This window comes from Shewanella sp. TB7-MNA-CIBAN-0143, assembly GCF_040310065.1.
Lineage (GTDB): Bacteria > Pseudomonadota > Gammaproteobacteria > Enterobacterales > Shewanellaceae > Shewanella.
In genome coordinates this window covers 1-264 of sequence record NZ_JBEOPL010000115.1, presented here as the reverse complement: position 1 = coordinate 264, position 264 = coordinate 1, and the positions used below count along the sequence as shown (strand labels likewise).

Genomic DNA, 264 nt, shown 5'->3' with positions numbered 1-264 from the left:
CCAAAACCTTGGTTGAACTTTTGCGACTCAAGTACTTTATCAAGTAGTGCTTGAGGAATTGGCTCTCCAGTTTTGTAATGTTTAGCGTAGTTAGCAAGTACCGTTGGTTCAATCATCCAATCTTCGTGTGCTTGTGATGGAAATTCAACAAAGTCACGTGCTGTTGCAGTACCTGCTAGGCTTGGGTATTTAACGTCAGAGAATAAACCGTGTGCCGCATGACCAAACTCGTGGAACATAGTTGATACTTCGTCAAACGTCATG

Annotated in this window: 1 protein-coding gene; it reads right to left on the bottom strand. The window is 42.8% G+C overall.

The annotated features are described in order from the left end of the window. Positions 1-264: M3 family metallopeptidase (locus AAEY97_RS21330; protein WP_351001360.1), on the bottom strand; the 264-nt coding region annotated here is incomplete at both ends.